A 22,800-nucleotide genomic window follows, 5' to 3' on the forward strand; every position below is an offset into this window, starting at 1 on the left:
TAACATGTTTATAAATATTTTTAATGAATATTCATTGAAAACTCTAAAGCTTTCACAAAACAACTTATTTTTATCCACATTCATTTTCCATGAAAATTATCCACAGGTTTACTCATTAGCATTTTTTCCACAACTTATTAATTTATAATTGTGCGTAATTATAGACAATATAAAATGATTTGATTACTATAAAATTAATATTAGTTTTTATTAGGAGAACGTAAAATGAAAAAATTATTAATCCCTATAAGTGATGATGAGTTTAAAAATAAAATTAACATAAGATTTAATAACATAATTGACGGTTTTAATTCATTTCAGAACTTTACTCTTGAAGCCTCCGATGTAGATGATGGTGAAAACAAATTAATTAGCTTCGTTGAAAAAGTCTTTGAAAATAACAATTCTGAAGTTTATATTGATTTCTATATAAGCAAACTTTCAGAAAGTGATAAAAAAAGGCTTATTGAATTAATACCAATGGAAGATAAAGAAATATTAGAGCTTCACTTAAATACTATAAAGCATAATGGTATTTTTTATGCTCTTCGTGATAAATCTCTCATCCCATTTTTAGTTCGTTTAAATACAAGAGAAACTTTTTTTGTTACCTTTTATTTTTTTAATAAACCTATAACTATATGGGGAAATTATGATATGAAATTTCCTTGTTTCTTTAATAATCATATGGATCTGGAATTTTACCAAAAGGTATGTAAATCCCTCGGCTTCTTTTAATAAATATTAACTTATACTTATTAAATATTTCATAAAATTCCATATAAAAATGGATGTATAGCACCATATCTTCTATACATCCATTAAAATAAGTTTAATATATAATTACATGTTCTTTGATTTTTCTGCACATTTATCCATAGCCTGTATTACACTATTTCTAAATCCAAGCTTTTCTAATTCAACAACTGCATCAATTGTAGTTCCAGCTGGTGAACAAACGGCATCTTTTAATTCTCCAGGATGCTTTCCTGTCTCTAGTACCATCTTAGAGGCTCCTAGCACACTTTGTGCTGCCATCTTATAAGCCTTAACTCTAGGTATACCTAATTTTACTGCTGAATCAGCCATAGCCTCTATAAACATAAATACGTATGCAGGTGAAGATCCACATAATGCTGTAAATCCATGAAAATCCTTTTCCTCTAACTGAACACATTCTCCAAAGCTTTTAAATATTCTAATGCAATAATCTAAATCTTCATCATTTACGTTCTTATTCGGACATATTGCTGACATCGCTTGTCCTACGAGAGCTGGTGTATTGGGCATGGTTCTAATTATTTTAGCATTTTCTCCAACCCATTCCTCCATATTACTTATACTGATTCCTGCTGCTATAGTTATGATTAACTTGTCTTTACTTAATTCTGATTTAATTTTAGTTATCATATCTTTATACATAAAAGGCTTAACAGCCAAAATTATAACATCAGCTTCTTTTGCAACTAATTTACTGTCTAAAGTCGTTGCTATTCCAAATTGCTCCTTTAATTTTTTAGCAGATTCTTCAGTCTTTGTAGAAACAATTATATTATCAGCTTCTAAAAATTCTGATTTAATTAATCCACCTACCATAGCACTTCCCATATTTCCACAACCTATAAAACCAACTTTTTTACTCATGCTTTAGCCCCCATTAAAATTTTTTAGTTAAATTTGAAATTTTATTATTTTATATGAATATATTAATATTAATCCACTATAATCATAGAATAGCTTGTATTAAAAATGGCAAACTATAATTAAATACGAAGGGAGGAATATATATGAAAGATACTTCTTTAATATATAACAATTCTTTGCTAAGCCCTAAGGATTTTATTACTGCCATTTTATATCCTGAGCCGAAAGAACAGCTTCCCACATGTGAGCTTGAAGAAAGCCCGGAATTTTATTACATTAATATTAACTCATTTTATGATAATAAGCATGTATTAGAAATGTCTTACAAAAATAATTTTTTAATTTTAAAAATATTTCTTAATAATAATGATTCTAAAAATTTTCTTTATCAAAAAATTTTCTATTTATCAAAGATTGATTTAAATAATATATTGCTTCATGATCATAAAGACAGCATAAAATTAATAATCTCAAAGATATCCTAATATACTATATTAACATAAATACATTCAAAGATATAAGAAATCAAACTTCTTATATCTTTATTTATTAGTATTATTTCTTATTTTTTTTATTTTATTCTCTGTGAATTACATCTAAATTACCGAATTTACTGTATTGTCCAAGCCAAGCAAGTTTAACAGTACCAACTGGACCATTTCTTTGTTTAGCCATTATGCATTCACCAATATTCTTATCTTCAGTTTCTTTGTTATAGTATTCATCTCTATATAAGAACATAACTACATCAGCATCCTGCTCTATAGACCCTGATTCTCTTAAGTCAGATAACATTGGCCTATGATCTGCTCTTTGCTCTGGAGCACGAGATAGCTGTGATAATGCTATGACCGGGCATTCCATTTCTTTTGCTAATGCCTTAATAGATCTAGATATCTCAGATACTTCTTGTTGCCTATTGTCGGTACCAGTTCCCCCTGACATAAGCTGCAAATAGTCTATAACAATTAAGTCTATTCCATATTCTATTTTAAGCCTTCTGCATTTTGATCTCATTTCCATAACAGTAACACCGGCAGTATCATCTATATAGATTTTTGCCTTTGAAAGAGGTCCTGCTGCCATTGCAATATTCTCCCAATCTTTATCCTCTAAAGTACCAGTTCTAAGCCTTAACATATCAACATTAGCTTCTGAGCAAAGCAGTTTATATGCTAATTGTTCCTTAGACATTTCCAGAGAAAATACTACAACGCTTTTATTTTCTTTAAGTGCGGCATGTTCTACTATATTTAATGCAAATGTTGTTTTTCCCATTGATGGTCTAGCTGCAATTAATACCATATCTCCACTTTGAAAACCAGAAGTCTTCGCATCTAAATCAGTAAATCCAGATCCAACACCAGTAATTGTACCTTTATTATTAAAAAGTTTCTCTATTTGAGCAAATCCTCTTTCTAAAACATCACTTAGCGGTTCAAAATCCTTTGTCGTTCTTTTTTCCGCTATATTAAATATTTTCTTTTCTGCACTATCTACAACATCTTCAACATTACTTTGATTGTTATAACTTTCTTCAATTATAGTCGTTGATGATTTAATTAATCTCCTCAAAGTAGACTTATCCGAAACAATTTTTATGTAAGCACTTAGATTTGCAGTAGTTGGTACCGAAGCGCTAAGTTCTGTTATATATGTTACTCCTCCAGCCCTTTCAAGAGTATCAGTGCTTTTCAAATATTCCAACAATGTTAATAAGTCTATTGCTATATCATTTCTAAACATTTCTAATAATGATCTATATATTATCTTATGGCCATCTCTATAAAAATCTTCTTCTTCTAGGCTTTCTAATACTTTAGCAATGGCACTTTTATCTATGATCATCGATCCTAAAACCGATTGTTCTGCTTCTATACTTTGAGGCAAACTCCTCATAACTGATGCATCCAAGACTTATTCCTCCTATCTAATTATCTTTTGACAATTATCATTAACTTTATCATTTGTATGTAGCCATTATAATTTTATCATTTCTTAATGATAAAAAGAAGTCTCCTAATTTTTAAGGAGACTTTTTACTTAATTAGTTAAACACAATATTCATAAGTTCTTCTATTGATTCAATTGTGTTAACTTGTATATCTTGAGTATTTAAAGGAATTTCTTTCTCATTATCTTTTGGGATTAAAACTAATTTTATTCCCATTCTTCTTGCTCCATAGATCTTTTCAAATATTCCACCTACTGGTTTAACCTTGCCCTTAAGGGATATTTCTCCTGTAATTGCTATGTCTTGTCTTATAGGTTTATTTAACAATGAACTTATTACACAAATTGTGATCGCTGCTCCGGCTGAAGGTCCATCTATTTTTCCCCCTCCAACAACATTAACATGAATATCATAATCTTTAATATCCTTATCTGTTATATTTCTAATAACAGATGCAGCATTGAATACAGAATCCTTTGCCATACTTCCTGCTGTATCATTAAATCTAACTACACCTGAGCCTTTTTTCTTTGCAGGAAATACCGCTGCTTCAATTTCTATTGTAGAACCTAAAAAACCACTTACACCTAACCCGTAAACATGACCTACTTCTTTTGCATCTATGTTTGCCAATCTTTCAATTGGAGTATATCGTCCAATTGAAATTACTTCATCTAAATCAGATAACTTTATTTCTAAATTATCTATAAATTCTTTGCTGCGATGTAATGCATACCCATATGTATCAGTCAGTATATTTACTGCCTTTCTACCTTCAAATGTATAATTACTAATCTTCTCTGCAACTCCATCTTCTAATCTTACGTTCAGTTTTTCTGCAGCATCTTTTATTATAAGTACAATATCTGATGAAGCTAATGGCTCGAAATATACCTCTGTACATCTTGATCTTAAAGCCGGATTAATTTCACTTGGACTTTTAGTTGTTGCTCCAATTAAAACAAAATCTGCTGGTGCTCCATTATCAAAAAGATATTTAATGTATTTAGGAATCATCTCATCATCTGGATCATAATATGATGACGAAAACTCAACACGTTTATCCTCTAGTACTTTTAAAAGCTTATTTTGAAGCATAGAATCCAGTTCTCCTATTTCATCAATAAACAGTACGCCTCCATGTGCTTGAGTCACTAGCCCTGGTTTAGGTTCTGGTATTCCCACCTCAGCCAAATCTCTCTTACTACCTTGATATATAGGATCATGAACTGAACCTAATAATGGATTTGTTATTTCTCTTGGGTCCCATCTAAGTGTAGTTCCATCGACTTCAACAAACTTAGAGTTTTCATCAAATGGAGTAAATGAAAGCTTTTTAACCTCATTTAATGCTAACCTTGCTGCTGTAGTCTTTCCAACTCCAGGAGGTCCATATAATATTATATGTTGTGGATATGGTGAAGAAAGCTTTGATATTAATGATTTAACAGCTCTTTCTTGACCAACTACTTCAGAAAAATTCGTAGGCCTTAAAAAACTCATTATATTTTTACTCGTTGTTCTACTATCTAATTCTACCAAGTTATTTAATTTACTAAGTGTTTTCTTATTTTCAACGCCTTTTTGTTTATTTATAACCGAAAGTCTAACTTCATCTATATACTTTTCTTGTTTCTCCATTATAGATTGTTCTACTTGAGACTCAATCTTAGTTTGAACATACCTTTTAGCCAATTCATTTGAAATTAATCTTACGGTTCTTTCTATGGCCTCTTGTAGCTCTTCTCTCTTAGGTGAGGCCTTTAGATCTTTCCCCTCCGCTAATATAGTATTTAATGCAAAAACTTTATCACAAGGATTTGCTGATTGTATATATTTATCTAATTTAAATCTAACTGTTCTAGCTCTAAATGCTCCTTTATCAAGAACATTTTTGGTTATAGAAAATAATGCTTCTATCTGTGACTCTAACGACAAAGTTCCTGAAATAATATCCTGCAATAAGCTTACATCATCATATGAATTCAAAATTAATCCTCCTTATTCTTGCGGAACAATAATCACCTTCATTTTAGTGCTAACTTCTGGATATAATTTTACGTCTATTTCATACCCACCAGCTAATTTTATTGTATCCATGACAATTTTCTTTTTATCAATTTCAATCTTATATTGTTCTTTAATTAATTGGGCAACATCTTTGCTGGTAATAGCACCAAATAATCTTCCATTTTCTCCTGTTTTAGCATTTATTTTTATCTCTTTTCCCTTTAACTCTGCAGCTAACTTTTGTGCTGCTTCAAGTTCAGCTAACTTTTGTTTTCTTTCATTTTCTTTCTTATTGTTTAAAATATGCATATTAGCTTCGCTTGCTTCTTGTGCTAATTTCTTGGGAAATAAAAAGTTTCTTGCATATCCATCTGATGCTTCAATAACATCACCTTTTTTACCTATTTTTTTAACATCTTGTAATAAAATAACCTTCATATCTATTCACCTATCCTTAAGTATTTTTTCATTGCATCTTTTAATTGATCTATTGCCTCTTCAATTGTACTATTTTGTACCTTAGCTCCAGCAATATTCATGTGTCCTCCGCCGCCTAATGCCTCTAATACAATCTGAACATTAATATCTCCTACAGATCTTCCACTGATATATATGTCTCCATTTACTTCACCTAAAACAAAGCTTACTGAAATTCCAGATATATTTAATAATTCATCAGCTGATTTTGCAATAATTACAGTCCCTATGTTTTTAGGCGCAACCGCTATAGCTGCACTATTATTTACTTCTGCCGATTTTATGGTTTCTGCAATAAGTAAATAATCTTGTAAATCATCAGTAAACATTTTTTTAATCTCAATTGAATCTGCTCCTAAAGACTTCAAAAATGATGCTGCATCAAAAGTTCTAACTCCAGTTTTAAATGAAAAACCTTTAGTATCCATGAAAATTCCTGCAAGTAGTCCTTCTGCTTCTGTTCTTGTTAATTTAGGTTTATCAACCATATACTGAATAATCTCAGTAACCATTTCAGAAGTTGAAGATGCATATACTTCTATATAATTTAATATATCATGCTCTATCATATCTGGACTTCTTCTATGATGATCTATTATAACCTTTCTTTGAGCCTTTTCCACTAATGCTAAGTCTGCAATATAACTCTTATTATGAACATCTACAATTATAACCAATGTTTGACTATCCAAATTATTTTTTGCATCTTCCATTGATATAAGTAGATCATCGTATTTAGATTCATTATTTAGCTTATTTAAAAAATAATCAATTGCATTAGTATCATTATCTAATAAAATATTGCAATTCTTGCCTAATTGTTTAACTACACTTGCTAATCCAACAGCCGATCCAAAACAATCCATATCCGGATTCTTATGACCAATAATATATACCTTACTACTCTCATAGATTAATTCACTTAATGCTCTTGCTATAACTCTTGCTTTTACCTTGGTTCTTTTTTCTATTTCTTTCGAGTTCCCACCAAAGAACTTTATATCATCATTGGTTTTAACTGCAACTTGGTCTCCACCTCTACCTAATGCTAATTCTTTTGCTATATTGGCATTATTATAATTTTCTAGAGGGGACATTCCACCAGTTCCTACACCTATACTTAATGTAATCTCTATAGAATTACCTTTATCAATTTTTGAGATTACTTCTATTATATTAAACTTTTGCTTTATCTCATCTTCAATATATTTATTTTGAATTGACAATACATATTTATTTGTATCATATTTTTTTATCATAGCTTTTAAGTTATTTGCATAAGCATTAATTGTTCTTTCTATTTCAGCTACTAGAAGAGGTCTATTATTTTCATCTGTCTTGTCTAATACCTCTGAAAAGTTATCTACCTCAACTAACATTATACTTTCCTGCGTTGTTTCATAATCTATAAGCTTTGTTATATCATTAAAAGACAATAAATATAAACACTTCTTATTTTTTGTTTCAACTAAATTTGCATACACATCGTACAATTTATTATTAATGCTAAGTCTTTGATGTATATTATCTTCATGCTTTAGTATATTATCTAAATTTAATCCTCTGGTTATGCTTAAAACATTCTTCTCATAATAATCTTCTTCATTGTATTTTAACGATTTAAACAAATTATTACACCATAGTATTTCTCCATCATCCTTTATTAAAACTAGAGGATAAACAGATTTTAATGCATTATCTGAAATTCCCTTATTTATGCTTTTTATAAATTCATTCATATCATTTTCTTTTTTCCAATAATAACTTAATTGCTGATAATTGTCTATTAAATAAATTATAAGAATGATTACACCTATGCCTGCATAATCATAAAAAAATAGCATTATTAAAAGAATCACTAATAATCCTGGCTTAAGCAATCGTTTAAGCATAATCATCCAATTCATAAAAAGCCTCCTAAGATATAATTAATCTCTTCTGTTGCCAATATAATGTTTTAATTTGCTTAAGCTTTTTCCCTCTTTTTCAACTTGATCTTCAGCTCTTACTCCTAGATCTAACTTAGATTTTATATCATGATCTATATCTATAAAAGAATATCCTAATTTTTCGCCCAAAATATACAATATTATTATAGCACCTGAAATACAATTTAAAATTGAATCACGTGCCACATTATTTCCTTTTGTTAAAAGCTTAAAGAATTCTCCTATTATACAAATAAGTTGAGCTTTTAAATCCTCTATAATCTTAATATTGGTCATTATATTGAAATTATCTTTTCTCATAACCATATCATCCTCTCTCAAAACCCTGTATTCTTATTTTAATTTTTTTTTTTAAGTATTGCAAGGACTTATGATTTTTTTGCTATTTTTTACCACATTTTATTGTTTATATTTTTTGATATTAAAAATCCCCTGATTTCTCAGGGGATTGTAATATTACCTTATTCAGTTGTGAATGGTAATAATGCTATATTTCTTGCTCTCTTAATTGAAGTTGTTAATTCTCTTTGATGCTTAGCACAAGTTCCAGAAATTCTTCTTGGAAGAATCTTTCCTCTTTCTGTAACATACTTTCTAAGCTTATTTATATCTTTATAGTCGATAAACTCAGCTTTATCTACACAAAAAGCACAAACTTTTTTTCTAGATCTTCTCATTTTACCGCCTGGTCTTCTACTATTGTTACCTTCTTCTCTGCTCATCTTATTCCCTCCTTACTAAAATTTTAGAAAGGCATATCTCCATCATCTACTGGAGTTATATCCTCCTCAAAGCCTCCGCCACTAAATGCATCATTTACTGGCATTGAATATTCATTGCTGTTACCGAAATTAGTTCCAGCATTTCCCGAAGCATTTCCTTTACTTAAGAATTGAACTTCTGTAGCAACCACTTCTGTCACATATCTTTTAGTACCATCTTTTGCTTCATAACTTCTGGTTTGAATTCTACCACTAATAGCCATTTGGCTACCTTTACTCATGTAATTAGCAGTACTTTCTGCCTGTTTGCCCCATACTACTACAGGTACAAAATCAGCTTCTCTCTGACCAGTTTTTGTGTTATATTTATCAACTGCTAATGTTAAGGTTGTTACTGCTGCTCCACTTCCTGGAGTAAATCTTAGTTCTGGATCTTTTGTTAATCTTCCAATTAGAACTACTTTATTCATTTACAACACCACCTTATACTTGTTCATTAACAATGATATGTCTTATAACACCATCAGTGATTCTGAATATTCTATCTAACTCTCTTGGTAATTCAGGGTTAGCAGTAAAGTTAACTAAAGTATAATAACCTTCACTAACTTTTGAGATTTCATAAGCAAGCTTTCTCTTACCCCAGAAATCAACATTTTCTACTGTTCCTCCACCATTTTCTATAACACCCTTAAACTTTTCGATGTTAGCTTTAACAGTTTCTTCATCGAATGAAGGGTTTAATATAAATATAGTTTCGTACTTTCTCATTAATTTCACCTCCTCCCCTTGGACTAACGGCTATGCTTTGCATAGCAGGGATTACAATTTGTAATTATATCATTTATTAAAGAAATATTCAAGCAAATTTCTAACTTTTTGAATTAATTTTCTGACTTTCTGAATTAATTTCTAATTTTCTGAACTAATTACTATTCTCTTTGCTTCCTTCTTAAATTTACTTCTTGGAATCATTACAATTCTTCCACATCCAGTGCATTTAATCTTTATATCAGCACCTACTCGTATTATTTCAAATTGGTTTGATCCACATGGATGTTGTTTTTTCATTTCTACTATATCTCCAAGGTTGAAACTTTCTATCATTACTTACTATCACTCCTATATCTTCAATTAACTGTCTTTGAAATCTCTGGTGTTTTTATTTCATTTTTGTCCAATGTTAATTTTATAGCCATTCTAAGCTCATTTTCCATTTTCCATTGCATAAGTGGTTTTGCTTTACCAGTTACTCTTATAGTAACCCCTGATAAACCTAATGCTGTTAACCCAATTACCTCCAATGGAACGTCTATATATTCTGCATTCTCTTCTTGAAATTCATCACAAGTTTTTTTTATAATGTCAATCACTCTTTTTACATCTTCTTCATATGAAATATTCACATCAACTATAAACTTAATATCATTCCTAGAATGATTAGTTACTCCAATAATAGAACCATTCGGAATAGAATGAACATCTCCATTAAAATCTGCAATCACCGTACTTCTAATTCCAATGCTCTTGACAATTCCACTAAAATTGCCTAAGGTCACATGGTCTCCAACTCCAAATTGATTTTCAAACAAAATAAAAAATCCATTAATCAAGTCCTTTATTAAGCTCTGTGCTCCAAGACCAACTGCTATTCCACCTATACTTGCAAATGTAAAAGATGCCCCTTTAAATATCATTGGTATTATTATTGCTATTCCTACAAAATATGCTGAATATTTTAGGACACTTTTTAACACTTCTCCTAGTGTTTTTGCTCTCTGAGTATCTAGAGAAAGCATAGCATTACTTTTTACTTGCTGCTCTACAAACTTTTTTATTAAGTGCTCTCCAATCTTTATTGAAAAGTATACCATAATAATAACAAAAATAACTTTAATGACTATTTCTATTATTGCCGGGAGCCACATTAAATTCATAAATTGATCTTTATATTCTCCAATGGCCTTTTGTAAGTCCGTTATATTGCCACTCAAAAATTATCCCTCCTATTTTTCAACCAGCATATAGCCTTCTTCACCTCTAAAATATGCATTTTTATATTCCAATATATTATCTTTTATTATCGTATCTATTTCTTCTTTTTCATCTATTCTAACACAGATTCCACAGCTCATAGTTATTGATGTGGGTGTAGGCATTATTCTAAAATTAAAATTTAATTCCTTTAATTTCTTTTCTGCTGCCATTGCATCATATGTATTTTTGAATACTACTATATAATAATTCATATTTGTACCACCTTTTTATATTCATATCATAATTCATATTATAATATTTTTTTTACTTTATAAAGTTAAAAATAAATTTACAATAAAAAACTTCTTAAATTTAGTGAAAAAAAAACTTTTTTACTTTATAATTATATACAAATGTGATTATTAAGGAGATTGTAATGTTTTCAATTGTTAACATATTAAAAGCTATATCATTTGGTTTTTTTACTGGCTTTGTTGCCTCTATTCCATTAGGACCTTCTGGTCTTGAGTCAGTTAGTCGCTCTATATCAAAAGGATTTAAAGAAGGTTTTAAAGTCTCCCTTGGTGCAGTATCTGCAGATATAGTATATATAATAATTATAAACCTAGGATTATTCACAATATTAACTAATCACTCTAAGCTTTACAATTTATTTTGGATAGTATCTGGAATTGTTTTGGTTTTATCAAATAAAATATCTTTTAAAAGCACAAAATCAGAAGTAGAGCTAGAAAAGTCAATTTCAAAACGTACTTCAAATGGCTTCATAACTGGATTCTTAATAACATTTCTAAACCCTAGTACTCCATCATTATGGATTGCACTAAGTGGTACTGTATTTACTATATGGAGACATCATGGCAGTACATTTTTTACTCTTTCAATCTCTTCAATGATTCTAGGCAGTATAACTTGGTTTTGTTTTCTTAATATTTCAGTAAGTAAAGGAATAAGGAAGTTCAAGCCCAATTATGTAAACAATACAACAAAGCTTTTAGATTATTTTCTTTTTGCGTTGGGTATACTATTTATTATTGGAGGAATTTATAGATTTATTTTTTAGAGGTGAACTATGGAAGTATATTTAGATAACGCATCCACTACATTTCCAAAACCAAGACAAGTTGTTGATGCTATGTATAATTATATGCTCACAGTAGGTGGAAATGCAGGCCGTGGAAATTACAGTAATTCACTTGAAAGCAATCGATACCTATATAATGCCAGAGAAATTGTTTGTGATTTCTTTGGTTTTGATTCTCCAAGAAATGTAATTTTTACTAGTAATGTCACCATGTCTTTAAATATATTAATTAAAGGAATATTAAGATCTGGTGATCATGTAATAACATCTTCAATGGAGCATAACTCTGTTATTAGACCGCTTTACTTTTGTAAGGAGAATCTAAATATAGAATTAGATATCGTAGATGCGAATTCTCAAGGTTTTATAGATATAAATAATATTAAGGAAAAAATTAATAGCAAGACCAAACTCGTTGTAATTACCCAAGCATCAAATGTTACAGGTTCAATTCAGGACTTACATGCCATTGGTGAATTATGTAATGATAATAATATATTCTTTATTGTTGATTCATCTCAAGGTGCGGGTACATTAGATATTAACATGAAAAACATAAAAGCAAATGCAGTAGCATTCACAGGTCACAAAAGTTTATTAGGTCCTCAAGGAGTTGGTGGATTTATCGTAGATTCAAAATTCAATGATTGTTGTTCTCCATTTCTTCAAGGTGGTACTGGAAGTCTTTCATATTCTCTTGACCAGCCTGATTTTTTGCCTGATAAATTTGAATGTGGAACTCATAATCTTCCAGGAATAATTGGCTTGACCGAAGGCATTAAATACATAAACTCTATAGGTCTAAATAGTATACATGATCACAATCAATATTTAATAAATTATCTACTTACTGGTTTATTGAATATTAATGGACTAACTATTTATGGTGATAGATCTGGTAAAATGTTAACTACATGCATTTCAATAAATGTTGATTCGTTAGATCCTTCTGAATTGGGTTATCAGCTTGACTGTAATGGGATTAAAACCAGAACTGGCTTGCATTGTGCTCCTCTTGCACATAAAACTATAGGAACATATCCTAATGGAACAGTAAGATTAAGTATTAGTCATTTTACTACTAAAGATGATATTGATTATACTCTTTCTATTTTGAATAAAATTACATCTAATTTATAAAAATATAGTTCAATATATTTTAAGGTTTTATTCTATACTTCAAATCATGATTAAATAATTGTTTGAAGTATGAATAAAACCTTTTTTATTGGATATAAATTTATTGAGGAGGTTCTTTTATGTGTGATAGTTTTTGTATTAATTCATCTTCACTTACTGCATGTATAAAAATCAAAAATTACTTATTAACTCAATTACAACCAATACTAGATGATAATAGACCTATAATATTTATCTGCATAGGCAGCGATCGATCTACTGGTGATTCTCTTGGTCCATTAGTGGGGCATAAACTAAAGTATTTTTCAAGAAATAATATATTAATTTATGGTTCTTTAGAAAATCCTATTCATGCTAAAAATATAGAGAGTACACTAAATGAAATTTATCTTAAATATAATAATCCATATATTGTAGCAATTGATTCATGTTTAGGTTCTTTAAATAACATTGGTAAGATTTTTATACAAAAGAAACCTCTAATTCCCGGTTTAGCATTAAATAAAAAACTTCCTGCTGTTGGGGAAATGAGCATAACTGGAATTGTAAATATATCAAGCGGCTTCGATTTCTTAGTGTTGCAAAATACTAGATTAAATACAGTAATGAATCTTGCTGAATCAATCTCTAAAGGAATATGTTATTTTATTTTAAACAAAACTAATATGGCGAAAAAAGAGGTTTAAATATAAGGTAAATATTGCAATATTACTTGAATTATATCGAAATCAGACTTTTATGCAAATCATTATTTAATTGTTTCACGTGAAACAATTAATATAATATGTAAAGTGATTTAAATTAACTAAATGATAAAAAATAAAGGTGCCAACTCAGAGTTGCGACACCTTAAAATTATTTACTATTTAGTTTCTTTATTAGATGCTTCATTTAAAACATATAGTTCTTCTTCGGAAAGATCATATCTTGATATTCCTTTATCAATTGGCTTTGCATAGGTTGTGCTCTCTTGTCTTCCATATATTCCAGTTAGTATCAAACCATCATTTTTATCATCTAACATAGCTATAGAAAAACTTAAATCACTACCAACATTTTCAAAAGCTTTATATCTCATTATAGCAACTTTTTGAATGCAATCTTTCATTTTTATCTCTAATCTTTTACACTCTTGTAAAGCTTCTTCAGATGCCTCTTTTGCTTCTTCTATATTCTTTAGTCTTTCTAATAACATTTCCTCTAAGCTATTATTCGTAGTTCCCCTCATTAATTTCCTATACTTGGTTTCTACTCTACCTACAGCTTTAAATAGAACTATAACCATTATAAATAACAAAATAATAATTATTATCATTCCAAGAGTCAAAAGAGGCATCAAACCATTTATTGTGTTGATTAGTGTATCCAAAATTCTGTCATTCCTTTCATAATTGTTTCACGTGAAACATTACATATTAATAATATCTAAAATTCTCTGTAAATCTTCTTCTGAATAATATTCGATTTCAATTTTTCCTTTATTCTTTTTATTCAATATATTTACTTTAGTTCCAAAATGATTTTGAAGCTGATTTTTCACATCCTTGTAATAAGGGTTTAACCTATCTAAAGGTTCCTCAACTTTTTCTTTTTCTTCACTGTCATTAATCTTTTTTATAAGTTTTTCTAGTTCTCTAACTGATAACTTTTCATCAATTACTTTTTGTGCTATTTCATATTGTTTTTCATTATCACTAATGGCAAGAAGTGCTCTTCCATGTCCCTCTGTTATAATGCTTTCCACTATGTATTGTTGAACTCTTTCATCCAAATTAGTTAATCGTATTGTATTAGCAATTGCTACCCTTGACTTTCCAATTCTCTTACTTAACTCTTCTTGTGTTATTTTAAAATCATTTAACAACTTTTTATAAGCTAATGCTTCCTCAATTGGATTTAAATCTTGACGCTGAATATTCTCTATCAATGAAATTTCTAGTATATCTCTACTGCTTAATTCCATTATTATTGCCGGTATTTCCTTCAATCCAGCCATTTTAGCCGCTCTCCATCTTCTTTCACCAGCCACTATAACATATTGATCTTCATTATGTTTTCTCAAAATTAATGGTTGAATTATACCATGAGTTTTTATAGATTCTGCTAATTCAGCTATTTTTTCAGAATCGAATAATTTTCTTGGCTGTTCTTCATCACTTTTTATTTTATTTATTGAAATTAAAAGTTTGCTAGTTTCCTCTATAGTTTCCTCTACTTCATCGGGTATAAGCGCACTCAAACCTTTTCCTAGAGTAAATTTTTTTGCCATTATATCACCTACTGCTTCTTTAAAAATTCTTTTGTCAATTTTACGTAGGCTTCTGCACCCTTACACTTTTCATCATATAACATTATTGGTAGTCCAAAACTAGGCGCTTCTGCTAATCTCACATTCCTTGGAATTGTTGTTTTATAGACTTTATCTTTAAAATACTTTTGAACTTCTTTTAATACTTCAGCACTGAGATTTGTCCTATAATCAAACATAGTCATTATAACACCCTCAATATCCAAATTCTTATTTAAGGATTTCTTAACTAATTGTATAGTATTGATTAACTGGCTCACACCTTCCAGTGCATAAAATTCACACTGAATTGGAATTAAAACTGAATCTGCACAAGTTAATGCATTTATTGTTAATACGCCTAAAGATGGTGGGCAATCAATAAACACATAATCATATTCACTTTCGATATCTTCTAACTTCTTCTTTATTATATTTTCTCTATCGCTATTATTTATAAGCTCAACTTCTGCTCCTGCTAGTTCCATTGTTGATGGTGATATAAATAAATTTTGAACCAAATCACTTCTAACTATGGATTCTTTCATTGTTGCATCAGAAATTAAAACATCATAAACAGATAGATCTAGGTTATTTTTATCTAATCCCAATCCACTGGTCGTATTCCCTTGTGGATCTATATCTATAGTTAAAACCTTATAACCTTCTAAAGCTAAATAAGCGCATAAGTTTATATTAGTAGTTGTTTTTCCGACTCCACCCTTTTGATTAAAAATACAAATTTTTTTCATAATATGCCCTAAAAGAGCTTCCCCCCTTCCCATATTAATATTATATATACTTTTTTAAGATAATAAAAGAATTATGTACTAAAAAACTGGCTAATATCCAAATTATCTAAAAAAAATAGCTTGAATCTTTCATTTCTAGATAACTTTTATTATTAATAACATAATAAAAGTTAAGGTGATAATAATTTCCCTTAACTTTTATCTTTATAATACTATTTAATTTTATTTCTTTACTTTTGGAATTTTTACAGTGACTTCTATAAATTCATCTTCATCCTTATATGCATATTGGGCCGGAATATCAAATTTTTCTAAAACTTGCTTAATTGTATTTACATATAATTTCGCAGGTAGTAATCCTTTTATATTTCTTTTACTTTTCTTTTTTAATTCTTCACCTGCTAACTTAAGTAATTCTTTATTTATTAATTCCTCTGTTTTCTTTACATTTAGTCCATCTTTTATAACCTTTTGAACAATTCTCAATTGTAACTCTTCATCTGGAACAGTAAGTAATGCTCTTGCATGCCTTTCCGTTAACTTATTTTTTAAACATATTTCTCTAACTTCTAAACTGAGTTTCAATAATCTTAATTTATTTGCAATAGTAGATTGCTTTTTACCCATTCTCTTAGCTAACTCATCCTGAGTAAAATTATGATCATTAATTAAATTATAATATGCTTCTGCTTCCTCTATATAATTTAAATCTTCTCTTTGTAAATTCTCCAATAATGCTATTTGAGCTGATTCAGAATCTGTTATATCAATAATATTACATGGAACTGTTTCTAAATTAGCTCTCTTAGCAGCTCTAAGTCTCCTCTCGCCTGCTACCAGTTCAAAAAATTCTCCTCTTTTTCTTACTGTAAGTGGCTGAATTATTCCATACTGCTTAATTGATTGTGATAATTCTTCAATTGCTTCTTCATTAAAATATTTACGTGGTTGATAAATATTTGGAATTACCTTATCTATATTAATTTTTACTATTTCATTATTCATGCTCCCAACCCATCCCTTATTAAAACATTTTAACTTACCTATAATTTATTCTACATTATCCATGTTTTTCCTCTTAAATTTCAGTATCTATTCTAATTTTACTTAATTAGTTAGCTAATACCTATCACATTAACTATTTAAGTGGATTTTTAGTTATCAATCCAGCTTTTCTTGGATATATCTTAGCACATTCCTTAATCTTTTTAACAATAACTAAATTATGTTTTAACTCAGTATTCTCAATGTTTACTTCACAAACCTCTACCAATTTTCCCCCAAGAATTTTAATTGCATTCATACTATCTTGAATCTCTTGATCTACTGAAGGACCCTTTAATGCTATAAAACTCCCTCCAATTTTAACATATGGCAAGCATAATTCAGACAATACACTCATATTAGCGACAGCTCTGGAAGTCGCTATGTCAAATCTTTCGCGCAATTCTAAATTTCTCGCTCCATCTTCTGCTCTTGAATGAATTGTCGTCACATTAGAGATACCAATCTTACTTATAACAGTATTTAAAAAATTAATTCTCTTATTTAAAGAGTCTAGCAATGTAACCTTAATATCCTCTTTCATAATAGCTATCGGGAGTCCTGGAAATCCAGCACCCGTTCCAACATCTATTAAGTTATTAGCTGTTTTAAATTCATTTCTTTTAAATGCTTTTATAGAATCAATAAAGTGCTTTTTAATTACATCTTCATCATCCACTATAGCTGTTAAATTTATCTTCTCATTCCACTCTTGAAGAAGTTTCATGTAAATTATAAATTTCTCATACTGCTGCTTTGATAATTGTAAACCAACTTCTTCTGCTGATTTAGCCATTAAATCATAAAAATCCATAATTCCTCCATTAATAATTAAGATTGTTTATTATAGTGATGTTCAAGATAAATAAGCAACACTGAAATATCTGCAGGAGACACTCCTGAAATTCGTGAAGCCTGACCTATACTAATTGGTTTTATAGTATTTAGTTTCTGTATCGCCTCTGTTCTTAATCCTCTTACATCACTATAATTAATGTCTCTAGGTAACAGTTTCTTTTCAAATTTTTTGAACTGTTCAACTTGTTCAAGTTGACTTTGAATATATCCTTCATATTTTGTAAGTATATTTATTTGTTCGCCTACATCATATGGTAATTCAGGTCTTTCTGAATCTAATGGTTTCAAATCAAAATAATCTAATTCAGGTCTTTGCATAAGCTCATAGAAACTAATAGGTTTTCTTAATTCAGCTGAATTTAATGAAAATAGAAACTCATTTACTTCTTTTTTATTAGTTACTTTTAAATTCCTTAGCCTATCTAATTCTTCCTCAATGTTTTTCTTTCTTTTCAAAAATTTACCATATCTTTCTTTAGTAACCAATCCAACTCTATGGCCAAACTCTGTTAATCTGAAATCTGCATTATCTTGTCTTAATAATAACCTATATTCAGCTCTAGAAGTCATCATTCTATACGGTTCATTCGTCCCTTTAGTAACTAAGTCATCTATCAATACTCCTATATACGCATCAGAACGAGTTAAAATTAATGGCTCTTCATTTTTAATTTTTAAAGCTGCATTAATTCCTGCAACTATTCCTTGAGCACCCGCTTCTTCATATCCTGAACTTCCATTAAGCTGTCCAGCTCCATACAATCCTTCAATATTCTTAAATTCCAATGTTGGTTTTAGTTGAGTAGGATCAATTGAGTCATACTCAATTGCATATGCAGTTCTCATCATTTCAACATTTTCAAGTCCAGGTAAAGTTCTAAGCATCTTAATTTGAATTTCTTCAGGTAATGATGAAGAAAAACCACCAACATACATTTCCAACGTATTTAGACCCTCTGGTTCGATAAATATTTGATGTTGAGGCTTATCTGGGAATCTCATTATTTTATCTTCTATAGATGGACAATATCTAGGCCCAATCCCCTTTATACTTCCATTATAAATAGGGGATCTATTTATGTTTTCTTTGATTATCTTACTTGTTTCTTCATTTGTATACGTTAAATAACATGATATCTGCTCTTTTTTTATATTATCACTCATAAATGAAAATGGGACTATCTTCTCATCTCCATTTTGCTCAATCATCTTAGAAAAATCAACTGATTTTCTATTTATTCTGGCTGGCGTTCCTGTTTTAAATCTTCTTAATTCAATTCCTAAGTCTAATAATGACTGAGATAAATCATTGGCTGGAAATAACCCATTAGGCCCTCCACTATATGATATTTCTCCAATAATAATTTTCCCTTTTAAATATGTACCAGTTGCAAGCACAACTGCTTTACATTTAAAAACTGCACCATTTTTAGTTACTACTCCTTTTATTTTTCCATCTTCAACTTGAAGCTCTGTAACTTCAATCTGCCTTATTTTAAGATTCTCTTGTTCTTCTAGAACTCTTTTCATCCTAAATTGATAATCTTTTTTGTCCGCTTGTGCTCTTAATGAATGAACTGCTGGTCCTTTTGAAGTATTTAGCATTCTTGATTGAATAAATGTATTATCAATATTTATACCCATTTCTCCACCAAGTGCATCAATTTCTCTTACTAAATGACCTTTTGCGGTACCACCTATATTAGGATTACATGGCATTAGTGCTATTGAATCTAAATTTATTGTACATATCAGTGTATTAAGTCCTAACCTTGCTGAAGCTAATGCAGCTTCACATCCTGCATGACCAGCCCCAACAACTATTACATCAAATTGTCCGCCATCATAATTTACTGCCATTACTGTTCCCTACTTTCCTACACAAAATTCACTAAAGATTTTGTTCAATAAATCTTCTTCTAATTCTTCTCCTGTTATTTCACCTAACGCCTTCATCGCTGCTGTTATATAAATGGATATTAAATCAATATACTCATTGGCATTGATTCTATTTAAAGCTGTATCACAATTTTCTAATGCTCTATATAATGCCTGCTTATGTCTTGTGTTTGAAATTGTTAAGCTATCAGAAGTTATTTCACCATTAAAGAATAAATCCTTAATTTCACTCTTTAAACTGTCAATTCCACTTCCTGTTTTCACTGATATATTTATTTTATTACTTAAGCTACTAATTATTTTTTCAGGTATTTTTATATCTAAATCTACTTTATTTAATAATACTATATACTTCTTACTTTTTATCTTATCAATTATGATTTGGTCCTCTTCATTTATATCCCTAGATGCATCAAGCATTAATATTATCAAATCTGCTTCATCAATTTTTTCCTTAGATTTTTCCACGCCTATTTTTTCAACTATATCTTCTGTATCTCTTATTCCTGCAGTATCAGTTATTTTAATAGGTATTCCTTCAATATTTATATATTCTTCAATAACATCTCTTGTTGTGCCAGGAATATCTGTTACTATAGCTCTTTTTTCTCTTAATAATGCATTTAATAATGATGACTTTCCTACATTAGGCTTACCAACAATGACTACTTTAAGGCCTTCTCTCAATATTTTACCTTCATCCGCATTAGCCAATAAATATCTTATCTTAACACTAGCCTTATCAATGCCATTCTTGATTTGATCAATTAAATTATCATCAATAATATCCTCATCATCTTCTGTAAAATCAACTGCGTATTCAATCAAAGCTAAAACATTCAATAGAAATTTCCTTAATTCCCCTATTTCCCTTGAAAGTGCTCCATTTCTTTGCATTAGTGCTGATTTCATTGATAGTTCAGTTTTAGCTGTTATTATATCCATAACTGCTTCTGCTTGACTTAAATCTATTCTTCCATTTAAAAATGCTCTTTTAGTGAATTCACCTGGTTCTGCAATTCTCGCACCAGCCTTTATAATTTCATTTAATACACTATTAGTTGATACAATACCACCATGGCAATTAATCTCAACTACATTTTCTCCAGTATAACTATTAGGCGCTTTCATATAACTTAAAATAACTTCATCAATAATTTCTCTATTTTCTAATTCTACAACATTGCCATATTTCATAGTATATGTCTGCATTTTTTCAATATCGTAATTATTCTTGGAAACAAATATTTTACTTGCAATGCTCAAAGATTTTGCTCCAGAAATTCTAATTATAGCAACTCCACCTTCTCCAATAGGTGTAGCTATTGCACAAATAGTATCAAATTCCTTCATCTATTTTCCTCCTTTATTTAAAGAAGAACTTTTATATCAATATCTATTCAAAACTAATATCAATTTTACAGAACAAAACTTAATTAGTCAAAGTTATATTAATTTAATTTTTCTCCTTAAATTCTAAAACTTTACTTATAAACTTAAAAAGAAAGCCATTCAGGCTTTCTTCTACAAATCTTTTTTTAATTCAACAACTACTCTTCTAAATGGTTCATCACCTTCACTATATGTATTTATAAAGGCATCTTCCTGAAGTGCAGAATGAATAACTCGTCTCTCATAAGGATTCATTGGCTCTAACTTAAATAATTTTCTTGTTTTCTTAACCTTATTAGCTGTTTTAATAGCAAGTCCTTTAAGGGTTTCTTCTCTTTTGCTTCTATAATTTTCGGTATCTAGTATGACCCTTTTATGAGGAAGCTCATGAACCTTATTAACTATCAATGAAACTAGGTATTGTATAGAGTCCAATGTTTCTCCTCTATAACCAATTATCAATCCCATTCTTTCTCCTGATAAATTAATTACAATAGTATCATTTTCTTCTCTCACATTTATATCAGCTTCAATTTCCATACATTTAAGTATGTTAGCTATAAAATCTTTTGCTTCTTTGATATAATCATATTTACTAGTAACTCTAATTTTAGCTGGCTTAACTCCTATAACATTAAATAAACCTTTTGAACCATACTCTAAAATTTCAACATCAACCATGTTTTTCTCTGTATTTAATTCAATTAAAGCTTTATTTAAGGCCTCTTCAACAGTTTTTCCTTCTATTTCTATTGATCTCATCGGTTAATTCACCACCTCTAATATCCAAGCAAACTTAAATTACTTAATTATTTATTTTTTTTTCTTTTTTTACTAGCCAAATTTTTAGGTTCTTCAACTGCCATAACAAATTTTTCTGATTCGACTTTAGTTTCTTTCTCTTTAACTTCATTCATATCTTTTACTGAAGGTCTATAATTTAAGAAATATGTTTGTATAGTTTGAATCAAATTACCAATTATCCAATATAAAACTAATATAGCACTGAAATTCCATGACATGAATCCCATCATTCCAGCCATAGCTAAATTCATAGTTCCCATATTCATTCCATTAGGTTGAGATGGAGTGGATTTAGTCATTAAATATGATGGTAAGTATGTTGATAATGCAGCCAAAATAGCTAATATATGCCATGGATCAGGGGCAAATAAGTTTTTAATCCATAAAAATGATGCTCCTTCTATTCCATGTATGCCCATGAATACCCAATAAAGAGCCATTAATATTGGTAATGGAAGTAATGATGGAAGACATCCTCCAGCCATACTAACATTGTTATCCTTATATAGCTTCATAGTTTCTACACTTAATTTTTCTTTATCATCCTTATATTTTTCTTGAAGCTTTTTAAGTTCTGGTTGAAGTTTTTGCATTCCTCGTGTAGATCTTGCCGCCTTAATGTTAAATGGCAATATTAAAATTCTTATAATTAATGTGAATAAAAATATCGCTAAAACATAAGATAGCCCAACATCTGATACTCCTATACTAACTATAAAGTTATGCAGGGAATCAAATATGCTTTTCATAAAATCAACTATCGCTTGAAACATTAAAAAATATCCC

At 29.5% G+C, this 22,800-nt stretch carries 26 protein-coding genes; 5 read left to right on the plus strand and 21 right to left on the minus strand.

Annotation, left to right across the window (positions count from 1 at the left end):
- Nucleotides 1–225: 225 nt before the first annotated feature.
- A complete protein-coding gene (locus tag CDLVIII_RS01050; protein ID WP_009167625.1) occupies nt 226–738 on the plus strand; it encodes a hypothetical protein in 513 nt (170 codons plus the stop codon).
- 105 nt (nt 739–843) lie between these two features.
- Here the strand turns inward: CDLVIII_RS01050 and proC are convergent, their stop codons facing one another.
- Nucleotides 844–1,644 carry a pyrroline-5-carboxylate reductase gene (gene proC, locus CDLVIII_RS01055; protein WP_009167626.1) on the minus strand — a complete coding sequence of 267 codons (801 nt, stop codon included), beginning with the start codon at nt 1,642–1,644 and terminating at the stop codon, nt 844–846.
- Nucleotides 1,645–1,787: 143 nt separating this feature from the next.
- Here proC and CDLVIII_RS01060 point away from each other — a divergent pair, with 143 nt between their 5' ends.
- Nucleotides 1,788–2,129 (plus strand): hypothetical protein, encoded by a 342-nt coding sequence (locus tag CDLVIII_RS01060; RefSeq protein ID WP_009167627.1) that lies wholly within the window; start codon nt 1,788–1,790, stop codon nt 2,127–2,129.
- 91 nt (nt 2,130–2,220) lie between these two features.
- On the opposite strand, the gene CDLVIII_RS01065 is transcribed toward CDLVIII_RS01060, so the two are convergent.
- The 11 genes from CDLVIII_RS01065 to CDLVIII_RS01115 form a co-directional block, all read right to left on the minus strand.
- Nucleotides 2,221–3,558 carry a replicative DNA helicase gene (locus CDLVIII_RS01065; RefSeq protein ID WP_009167628.1) on the minus strand — a complete coding sequence of 446 codons (1,338 nt, stop codon included), beginning with the start codon at nt 3,556–3,558 and terminating at the stop codon, nt 2,221–2,223.
- A 133-nt stretch (nt 3,559–3,691) separates the two neighbouring features.
- A complete protein-coding gene (gene lonC / locus CDLVIII_RS01070; RefSeq protein WP_009167629.1) occupies nt 3,692–5,587 on the minus strand; it encodes a Lon family ATP-dependent protease in 1,896 nt (631 codons plus the stop codon).
- A 12-nt stretch (nt 5,588–5,599) separates the two neighbouring features.
- On the minus strand, nt 5,600–6,046 hold the full coding sequence (rplI, locus tag CDLVIII_RS01075; RefSeq protein WP_009167630.1) for a 50S ribosomal protein L9: 447 nt from the start codon (nt 6,044–6,046) through the stop codon (nt 5,600–5,602).
- Between the two features lie 2 nt (nt 6,047–6,048).
- The gene (locus CDLVIII_RS01080) at nt 6,049–7,992 is read right to left on the minus strand and encodes a DHH family phosphoesterase (protein ID WP_009167631.1); all 1,944 of its coding nucleotides are present in this window, start codon (nt 7,990–7,992) and stop codon (nt 6,049–6,051) included.
- A gap of 21 nt (nt 7,993–8,013) precedes the next feature.
- On the minus strand, nt 8,014–8,334 hold the full coding sequence (locus tag CDLVIII_RS01085) for a MazG-like family protein (protein WP_035301621.1): 321 nt from the start codon (nt 8,332–8,334) through the stop codon (nt 8,014–8,016).
- A gap of 161 nt (nt 8,335–8,495) precedes the next feature.
- The gene (gene rpsR, locus CDLVIII_RS01090) at nt 8,496–8,756 is read right to left on the minus strand and encodes a 30S ribosomal protein S18 (RefSeq protein WP_009167633.1); all 261 of its coding nucleotides are present in this window, start codon (nt 8,754–8,756) and stop codon (nt 8,496–8,498) included.
- A gap of 23 nt (nt 8,757–8,779) precedes the next feature.
- Entirely contained in the window at nt 8,780–9,226 is a 447-nt protein-coding gene (locus tag CDLVIII_RS01095) for a single-stranded DNA-binding protein (protein ID WP_009167634.1), read from the minus strand.
- A 13-nt stretch (nt 9,227–9,239) separates the two neighbouring features.
- Nucleotides 9,240–9,527 (minus strand): 30S ribosomal protein S6, encoded by a 288-nt coding sequence (rpsF, locus tag CDLVIII_RS01100; protein ID WP_009167635.1) that lies wholly within the window; start codon nt 9,525–9,527, stop codon nt 9,240–9,242.
- A 141-nt stretch (nt 9,528–9,668) separates the two neighbouring features.
- A complete protein-coding gene (locus CDLVIII_RS01105; RefSeq protein WP_009167636.1) occupies nt 9,669–9,863 on the minus strand; it encodes a DUF951 domain-containing protein in 195 nt (64 codons plus the stop codon).
- Between the two features lie 23 nt (nt 9,864–9,886).
- Nucleotides 9,887–10,693, minus strand: coding sequence for a mechanosensitive ion channel domain-containing protein (locus CDLVIII_RS01110; RefSeq protein ID WP_083825404.1), 807 nt, complete (start codon nt 10,691–10,693; stop codon nt 9,887–9,889).
- A gap of 69 nt (nt 10,694–10,762) precedes the next feature.
- Complete coding sequence (locus CDLVIII_RS01115) at nt 10,763–11,005, minus strand: DUF3343 domain-containing protein (protein ID WP_009167638.1); 243 nt, start codon at nt 11,003–11,005, stop codon at nt 10,763–10,765.
- Between the two features lie 164 nt (nt 11,006–11,169).
- Between CDLVIII_RS01115 and CDLVIII_RS01120 the strand changes: the two genes are divergently transcribed.
- The 3 genes from CDLVIII_RS01120 to yyaC all read left to right on the plus strand — a co-directional run bounded on the left by CDLVIII_RS01120 (nt 11,170) and on the right by yyaC (nt 13,664).
- Complete coding sequence (locus tag CDLVIII_RS01120; protein ID WP_009167639.1) at nt 11,170–11,817, plus strand: LysE family transporter; 648 nt, start codon at nt 11,170–11,172, stop codon at nt 11,815–11,817.
- A 9-nt stretch (nt 11,818–11,826) separates the two neighbouring features.
- On the plus strand, nt 11,827–12,978 hold the full coding sequence (locus tag CDLVIII_RS01125) for an aminotransferase class V-fold PLP-dependent enzyme (protein ID WP_009167640.1): 1,152 nt from the start codon (nt 11,827–11,829) through the stop codon (nt 12,976–12,978).
- A 119-nt stretch (nt 12,979–13,097) separates the two neighbouring features.
- Nucleotides 13,098–13,664, plus strand: a complete 567-nt coding sequence (gene yyaC, locus CDLVIII_RS01130; RefSeq protein ID WP_009167641.1) for a spore protease YyaC — start codon at nt 13,098–13,100, stop codon at nt 13,662–13,664.
- 176 nt (nt 13,665–13,840) lie between these two features.
- On the opposite strand, the gene CDLVIII_RS01135 is transcribed toward yyaC, so the two are convergent.
- The 9 genes from CDLVIII_RS01135 to CDLVIII_RS01175 form a co-directional block, all read right to left on the minus strand.
- Nucleotides 13,841–14,347, minus strand: a complete 507-nt coding sequence (locus tag CDLVIII_RS01135) for a DUF4446 family protein (RefSeq protein WP_009167642.1) — start codon at nt 14,345–14,347, stop codon at nt 13,841–13,843.
- Nucleotides 14,348–14,386: 39 nt separating this feature from the next.
- Nucleotides 14,387–15,247 carry a ParB/RepB/Spo0J family partition protein gene (locus tag CDLVIII_RS01140; RefSeq protein ID WP_009167643.1) on the minus strand — a complete coding sequence of 287 codons (861 nt, stop codon included), beginning with the start codon at nt 15,245–15,247 and terminating at the stop codon, nt 14,387–14,389.
- 8 nt (nt 15,248–15,255) lie between these two features.
- Nucleotides 15,256–16,017, minus strand: a complete 762-nt coding sequence (locus CDLVIII_RS01145) for an AAA family ATPase (RefSeq protein WP_035301623.1) — start codon at nt 16,015–16,017, stop codon at nt 15,256–15,258.
- Nucleotides 16,018–16,239: 222 nt separating this feature from the next.
- Nucleotides 16,240–17,022, minus strand: a complete 783-nt coding sequence (noc, locus tag CDLVIII_RS01150; RefSeq protein ID WP_009167645.1) for a nucleoid occlusion protein — start codon at nt 17,020–17,022, stop codon at nt 16,240–16,242.
- A 133-nt stretch (nt 17,023–17,155) separates the two neighbouring features.
- Nucleotides 17,156–17,875, minus strand: coding sequence for a 16S rRNA (guanine(527)-N(7))-methyltransferase RsmG (rsmG, locus tag CDLVIII_RS01155; RefSeq protein WP_009167646.1), 720 nt, complete (start codon nt 17,873–17,875; stop codon nt 17,156–17,158).
- A 17-nt stretch (nt 17,876–17,892) separates the two neighbouring features.
- Nucleotides 17,893–19,779, minus strand: coding sequence for a tRNA uridine-5-carboxymethylaminomethyl(34) synthesis enzyme MnmG (gene mnmG, locus CDLVIII_RS01160; RefSeq protein WP_009167647.1), 1,887 nt, complete (start codon nt 19,777–19,779; stop codon nt 17,893–17,895).
- Nucleotides 19,780–19,788: 9 nt separating this feature from the next.
- Nucleotides 19,789–21,171: a tRNA uridine-5-carboxymethylaminomethyl(34) synthesis GTPase MnmE gene (gene mnmE, locus CDLVIII_RS01165; RefSeq protein WP_009167648.1), complete on the minus strand. Its 1,383-nt coding sequence runs from the start codon at nt 21,169–21,171 to the stop codon at nt 19,789–19,791.
- A 171-nt stretch (nt 21,172–21,342) separates the two neighbouring features.
- Complete coding sequence (jag, locus tag CDLVIII_RS01170; RefSeq protein WP_009167649.1) at nt 21,343–21,972, minus strand: RNA-binding cell elongation regulator Jag/EloR; 630 nt, start codon at nt 21,970–21,972, stop codon at nt 21,343–21,345.
- A 47-nt stretch (nt 21,973–22,019) separates the two neighbouring features.
- Nucleotides 22,020–22,787 carry a membrane protein insertase YidC gene (locus CDLVIII_RS01175; RefSeq protein WP_009167650.1) on the minus strand — a complete coding sequence of 256 codons (768 nt, stop codon included), beginning with the start codon at nt 22,785–22,787 and terminating at the stop codon, nt 22,020–22,022.
- Nucleotides 22,788–22,800 lie beyond the last annotated feature (13 nt).

The organism is Clostridium sp. DL-VIII, from assembly GCF_000230835.1.
Classification (GTDB): domain Bacteria; phylum Bacillota; class Clostridia; order Clostridiales; family Clostridiaceae; genus Clostridium.